General features: G+C 41.4%; 5 protein-coding genes. All 5 read left to right on the plus strand.

All coding sequences use genetic code 11. The features are described 5' to 3' along the window. Positions 1–920 precede the first annotated feature (920 nt). Positions 921–1,466: a GNAT family N-acetyltransferase gene (locus tag AACQ42_RS16790; protein ID WP_064626911.1), complete on the plus strand. Its 546-nt coding sequence runs from the start codon at positions 921–923 to the stop codon at positions 1,464–1,466. Between the two features lie 729 nt (positions 1,467–2,195). Beyond that, positions 2,196–2,756: an O-methyltransferase gene (locus AACQ42_RS16795; protein ID WP_254918584.1), complete on the plus strand. Its 561-nt coding sequence runs from the start codon at positions 2,196–2,198 to the stop codon at positions 2,754–2,756. 661 nt (positions 2,757–3,417) lie between these two features. Further along, the gene (locus AACQ42_RS16800; RefSeq protein ID WP_254918585.1) at positions 3,418–3,852 is read left to right on the plus strand and encodes a GNAT family N-acetyltransferase; all 435 of its coding nucleotides are present in this window, start codon (positions 3,418–3,420) and stop codon (positions 3,850–3,852) included. Between the two features lie 161 nt (positions 3,853–4,013). Beyond that, positions 4,014–4,853 (plus strand): hypothetical protein, encoded by an 840-nt coding sequence (locus tag AACQ42_RS16805; RefSeq protein WP_094165824.1) that lies wholly within the window; start codon positions 4,014–4,016, stop codon positions 4,851–4,853. A 149-nt stretch (positions 4,854–5,002) separates the two neighbouring features. Continuing rightward, positions 5,003–5,611, plus strand: coding sequence for a glutathione S-transferase family protein (locus tag AACQ42_RS16810; protein ID WP_094165825.1), 609 nt, complete (start codon positions 5,003–5,005; stop codon positions 5,609–5,611). Positions 5,612–6,102: the final 491 nt, after the last annotated feature.

A 6,102-nucleotide genomic window follows, 5' to 3' on the forward strand; every position in this document is an offset into this window, starting at 1 on the left:
AAATAATCATCCCCTATTTGTTGTTTCTTGATCGCGTTGGGTTGTTTAGCGCTGTGAGTTTAGCGGCAAAATAACCTTCAGCATCCAAACGTCCGCCGAGCATGCTACGCTCGTCACTTTTCTTCCAAACCGCTCAATTTGAGTTTTTTGGTTTCTTTGCTGATTCAGCATTTTGGTTTATAAATAAATCGTTTAGTTGGTTTTAAGTTGGTAAAAAAACCTTGTTCTTTGGTTTTAAAAGTGTTGTTGTCAATCGGTTGGCCTAACAAACGGCTCAAGAGGGATTGCCAACGCGTGGCGGTTTTAGTGCACAATTGAAGTTCAGTGTTTACGGTGTGTTTTTTGAGTTCGGCGCTGCGTTGCCAACCCCTTAGCCGGGCGTTAGTTTGCAAAGGGCAGAAAAGCGTTTATGGTCTAAAAGCCTTGTTCTGCGTTCTAGCTATTCACCTGTTATTTCCCAAAGACTTTTTCATCGAAATAGGCATCTCGCGTAGCCAGTTTCCCGGCTAATTGGCTTTCGTGTCATTCAATTCTTCCGTGTTAGTAAGGTTCATTTCTCAATATTCTTGCACGCTGCTTCTTTGGTTTTGAAAGTTAAGCGGGAACATTGAAAGATGGTATTTGTGGTTGTCGGCATCTTCGAAAGTCTTCTTAGCCAAGTGCGTTTTGTTAGTTGGGTTTAAATTCTGAGCTGCCCGTTTTACTTTTGCGTTCAAAGCCATTAGTTTTATAGCTAATTCAGCACCTTGGCGCTAAGACTTTGGTTTCATCGCGGTGGCAAACTAACAAAGCGCTTAAGGCAGATTCGCAACGCGTAGCATTTTTAGTATGCGTCGATTTATGCGTTTAAGGTGTTATGCGGTGGCTTCGTATTACGTTGCTCACTACTTAGCTTAGCGTTATGTTTTTAAGAGGAAATCATGTTTACATTGGATGTTGATACCGATCTGAAACTGGCTTTGGTTACTCCCAAGTTTGCTTCGGCCTATCTTGAAATTGTCAGTCGAGAGAGGGAATACTTGAGTCAATGGTTAGCTTGGCCTCCTCATGCAAGCAATGAAGAGTTTTTTCTTAGCTTTATCAAAAGTTCATTGCATGATTATGCTGATGGAAAATCCTTGGTTTGTGGGATGATTTACCAAGATAAGTTGGTTGGAAATATCAGTTTTAACAGTATTAACCGTCAACTTAAAAAAGTAGAGATTGGCTACTGGTTAAGCTCTGAATACCAAGGTAAAGGTATCGTGAGTAAGTCGGTTTTAAAACTGACCGACTTGGCTTTTACTGAGTTTGATATGGAAAAGGTTCAGATATCAGCAGCAAGCGAAAATATTCCAAGTCGTAATGTATGTGAACGTTTAGGTTTCTCGCTTGAGGGCATAATCAGTCGCGCAGAAAATTTGAATGGCCGAGTTGTAGATCATGCTGTTTATGGTCTAAATCGTACCAATTGGCCCAAAACATAACAAACGCTTCAAGAGGGACAGCCAACGCGCGGCATTTTTACCATGCGTTGATTTTTGTGGTTACGGTGTTATGCGGAAAGTTGGTAGTAGCGTTGGCTGCCCCTTAAGCGGGCGTTATGTTTACTTGTATTTCAGTGGCTTAAAGTTTCTTCGAACTATGTTCTTTGTCCCTTTGGCAGTTCGTCTGAGTTACTTCAGCAAATCCGCATTGTCGGCCCAAGTTCATGAATCACTCCGCCCGTAAAACATACTAATGTTCGTGGTTTGCTTCATTTTCGGGTCGTGGTGGCTGTGTTTTGTGTCACTGGCTCTAAGTCGCTTTGAGTGTATTTGCCAATTTGCATATCGGCTTGGCAGTTGCCTCGGCAATTTGCCATTGTTTTGCGCTGTGGTTGGAAAGAGAGGGCGCTTGTTGAGGCGAAGTCGGGTTGCCTCATTGAGCAGGGAAGTGGACTTACGCGTTTTATGTTCCGTTCATCTGGCGGCCAAGTGAGTTTTGTCGTGTGATTAGGCTCAGAAAATCCGGTTAAGAATGCAGTTCTTTGCCAAATAAATCAGTCGTTTGTGGTAAAACATAACAAACAATTCAAGCTGATTCGCAACGCTCGGCGCTTTCGGTTTCAATTTGTTTAGTGATTACGGTGAAGTGTTTGAGTAAGGTGGCAGCGTTGCTCACAACTTAATTGGGCGTTATACCTATTGAGGAATATGTTGAAATTTCAAAGAGTCATGGAAGATTTGGAGCAGTTCGGGATCAAGAATGATCTTGCTCAATCTGATAAATCAAAGAAGTACCTGAATATCACAAAAGACACAGGTGAGTTTCTGTCTGTGCTTGTCAAAGCAACGGGCGCGTGCAGGATCTTGGAAATTGGCACATCTAACGGATATTCGACAATTTGGTTAGCATCGGCACTTCCCAATGATGGTAAGGTTTACACCATTGAAGTAAACCCTCAGAAAATCGTGGAAGCCTCAATAAACTTCAGTCAAACGCATACAAGCTCGAAGATTATTCAGCTTGTCGGAGACGTTACAGAAGTTCTATCTGATGTGCCTGAAAGTGTGGATTTCATCTTCCTCGATGCTGACAGAAAAACCTATGTATCGTTAGCGGACGATCTATTAAATCTTCTGAGGACAGGTGGCTTACTGGTATGTGACAACGCAACTTCTCATGCAGATGAGCTTGCAGAATTTAGATCATGGATAAACTCTCAGCAAAACCTCAGTGTTTCGCTAGTGCCAGTCGGAAAAGGTGAATTGCTGGTTTATAAAGGTGAAAAATAGGTATAACAAAGCGCTTAAGACGGACTAACAAACGCTCGGCATTTTTGGTTTGGTTAAGTTGTGTGTTTAAGGTGTTCAAATTGGGTAAGGTGGCAGGTTTGTTAGCCACTTAGCTTAGCGTTATGCAACTCAGGTAAATTTAGGGATCAATCTTTTGGATTTCTCCGGCCATTTGTTTTGTATTGTCGGCAAATGAGCATTTTTACCCTAAAATTCGTAGTTCACTCAAGCCGTAAAACAGGCAAGTTTCTTTGTTTGCCTCAATCAGTTTTAGCGTTGGCGCGTTGTCAAATTAGTGGGCGCAAAGTGTGGAAAGGGCAAGTTTATCGAGCATTTTGCACTTGTTGAAGATTTCGCCCGTTGAACTTGTCTGTTTCAAAAGCTTGGTTTGTTGCTGAAGGGTGAACTTTGTTTTGGCGGCTTATTTATCATGGCTCTGGTTTGGGTTGATTCTTGAATCACTCAACCATTGCAATTGTGGCTTTTGATCGAGTAAAGTCAGTTTATCTTATTGAATTTACATAACAAACGGCTCAAGAGGGATTGCCAACGCGTGGCGACTTTAGTGCAAAATTGAAGTTCAGCGTTTACAGTGTGTTTTTTGAGTTCGGCGGTGCGTTGTCAACCCCTTAGCCGGGCGTTATAAGCTTTGGAGGCTTTAGTGATTATAATTCGAGAAATGGATATTTCCGATTACGATTCAGTGATTGATCTGTGGTGCCAGACGGAAAGCTTGTCATTAAGAGATGCTGATTCTAAACAAAGCATTGAAAGTTACCTTAACCGAAACTCTGGGCTAAGTTTTGTTGCGTTAAGCGGCAATAAAATTATTGGTGCGGTACTCGTTGGGACCGATGGTCGCAGAGGGTATCTGCAACATTTGGCTGTTTCATCAGAATTTCGAGGCCAAAAAATAGGTAAAGCTTTGGTTGAAAAATCAGTTGATGCTTTGACTTCGATTGGTGTTTCAAAGACGCATTTATTTGTTTATAGCAATAATGTTAATGCGCAAAATTTTTACGAAAAATTAGGCTGGTTTCCAAGGGATGAAATACGCATGTATTCGTTTAATAACTCAAGTAATCCAAACGTTTAGTGGCAGCTTATAACAAACGGCTCAAGAGGGATTGCCAACGCTCGGCGACTTTAGGGCAAAATTGAAGTTCAGTGTTTACGGTGTGTTTTTTAAGTTCGGCGGTGCGTTGTCAACCCCTTAGCCGGGCGTTAGGTGGGCGGTAAAAATTAAATTGGTGGAAAATGGCAATTGAAAATAACGTAAGAATTCTAAATAAGGAGTATTTAACCTCAGGTTCTGTTACTTCTCACTCACTGAAAAAATCTGTTATTAGAGGCTTAGAGAACAAGTGGAAAGCGATTAATCTACGTTTGATTAATAAAGGGAATATATATCTGTATCCTACAGATTGGTCTAAAACTTTGTCTTCAAATGAACCATATTTTTTCAATGAATATAGTTCTCAAAATCAGGAGCTTCACGCTCTTTTGAGAGCGACAGTTATTGCGGAGTTTCTATTAATGGGCATACATGGAAGAACTCGTGCAAATCGCCTTCAGGATACAAAAGGCAATTATCTTGAAGATTTCAGGTATTCTAAACGCTTAGTTTTTTCAGATGGTCGTAAGGTATCTTCGTGGAGCAACATCGTGTCATTATCAGACCGTGGTCTTAAATGGAGTATTAGCGATCCATATCCCAAGCATTTGTATAACGCTAAGTTGGAAAAAATCACAGAATCTATGTATGGAGAAGGCCTAGACCCAGTAAAAATTGAGGACTTAGTACTAGAAAAAGGTTTTGGGAAATTTACAAAAGAAAATCGAGCTTATTTCTTTGCTAAATTTGACGATAAAATTGGTTATGTACCCGGGAGTAATGGTCAGAAAATTCCCACCGACACCCTGAAAGTTCAAGTTGATCGAGTTACTAGACCTTTGAAAACGCAGGGCGGAAAAAAGCACCGTCAAGGCTTTTTCTTCCATATGCATGGGTATCCAATATCTGACAATGAGTTACAAGCTGATTCTGGGTCGCTGTACAATGACATAGTCTGCAATAAGCTAAAGATACCCACCTAACAAACTGTTCAAGAGGGATTCACAACGCGTGGCATTTTTACTATGCGTTTGTTTAAGTGATTAAGGTGGTGTGCGGGTACTTCGGTATTGCGTTGTTCACCCCTTAACAGGGCGTTATGTGTTTTTGAGTTTACAAAAGGAGATTTGTAGTGAAGGTTTATGGAGATATCCAATCTGGAAACTGTTACAAGGTCAAGCTGTTGCTTGCTTTCTTAGGCATTGAACATGAATGGCATCACGTCAATATTTTAAAAGGTGACACAAAAACAGCTGAGTTTTTATCCATTAACCCAAACGGAAAAATACCCGTAGTTGTTTTGGATGATGGCCGTTGGTTGTCAGAGTCGAACGCAATTCTTGGCTATTTTGCAGATGGTACAGCGTTGATCCCTAGTGACAGATATGAAAAGGCTAAAATGTACGAATGGTTGTTCTTTGAACAATACAGCCATGAGCCATTTATTGCAGTGGCCCGTTTTATCCAAAAATATCAAGGTATGCCAGAGTCAAGGTTAGAGGAATATCACGCCTTACAACCTGGAGGTAATAAAGCCTTATCAATAATGGAAAGTCGCTTAGCCCAAACAGATTACCTTGTCGGTAAGCAACTCACGATTGCTGATATTGCACTATACGCCTATACGCATGTTGCTGATGAAGGTGGATTTAACTTATCGGATTACCCCAATATTCAAGCGTGGTGCAAAAGACTCCAAGAGCAAGCAGGCTACGTTGGTATGACGGAAACAAACACATAACAAACGCTTCAAGAGGGACAGCCAACGCGCGGCATTTTTATTGTGCGTTGGTTTTTGTGATTACGGTGTTATACGGAAGCTTGGTAGTAGCGTTGGCTGCCCCTTAAGCGGGCGTTATGCAACTCAAGTAAATTTAGGGGCTCAATCTTTTGGGACTTCTCTGGCCATTCGTTTTGTATTGTCGGCAGATGAGTATTTTTACCCTCAAATTCGTAGCTAACTCAAGCCGTAAAACAGGCAAGGTTCTTTGTTTGCCTCAATCAGTTTTAGCGCCGGTGCGTTGTGAATTCAGTAGGCGCAAAGTGTGGAAAGGGCAAGTTAATCGAGCATTTTGTACTTGCTGAAGTTTTCGCTCGTTGAGTTTGTCTGATTCAAAAGCTTGGTTTGTTGCTGAAAGGTGGACTTTGTTTTGGCGGCTTATTTATCACGGCTCTGGTTTGGGTTGGTTCTTGAATTACTCAATCATTGCAATCGTGGCTTTTGATCGAGTA

Origin of the sequence: Vibrio sp. V12_P9A6T4 (assembly GCF_963874835.1) — a bacterium.
GTDB classification, from domain to species: domain Bacteria; phylum Pseudomonadota; class Gammaproteobacteria; order Enterobacterales; family Vibrionaceae; genus Vibrio; species Vibrio anguillarum.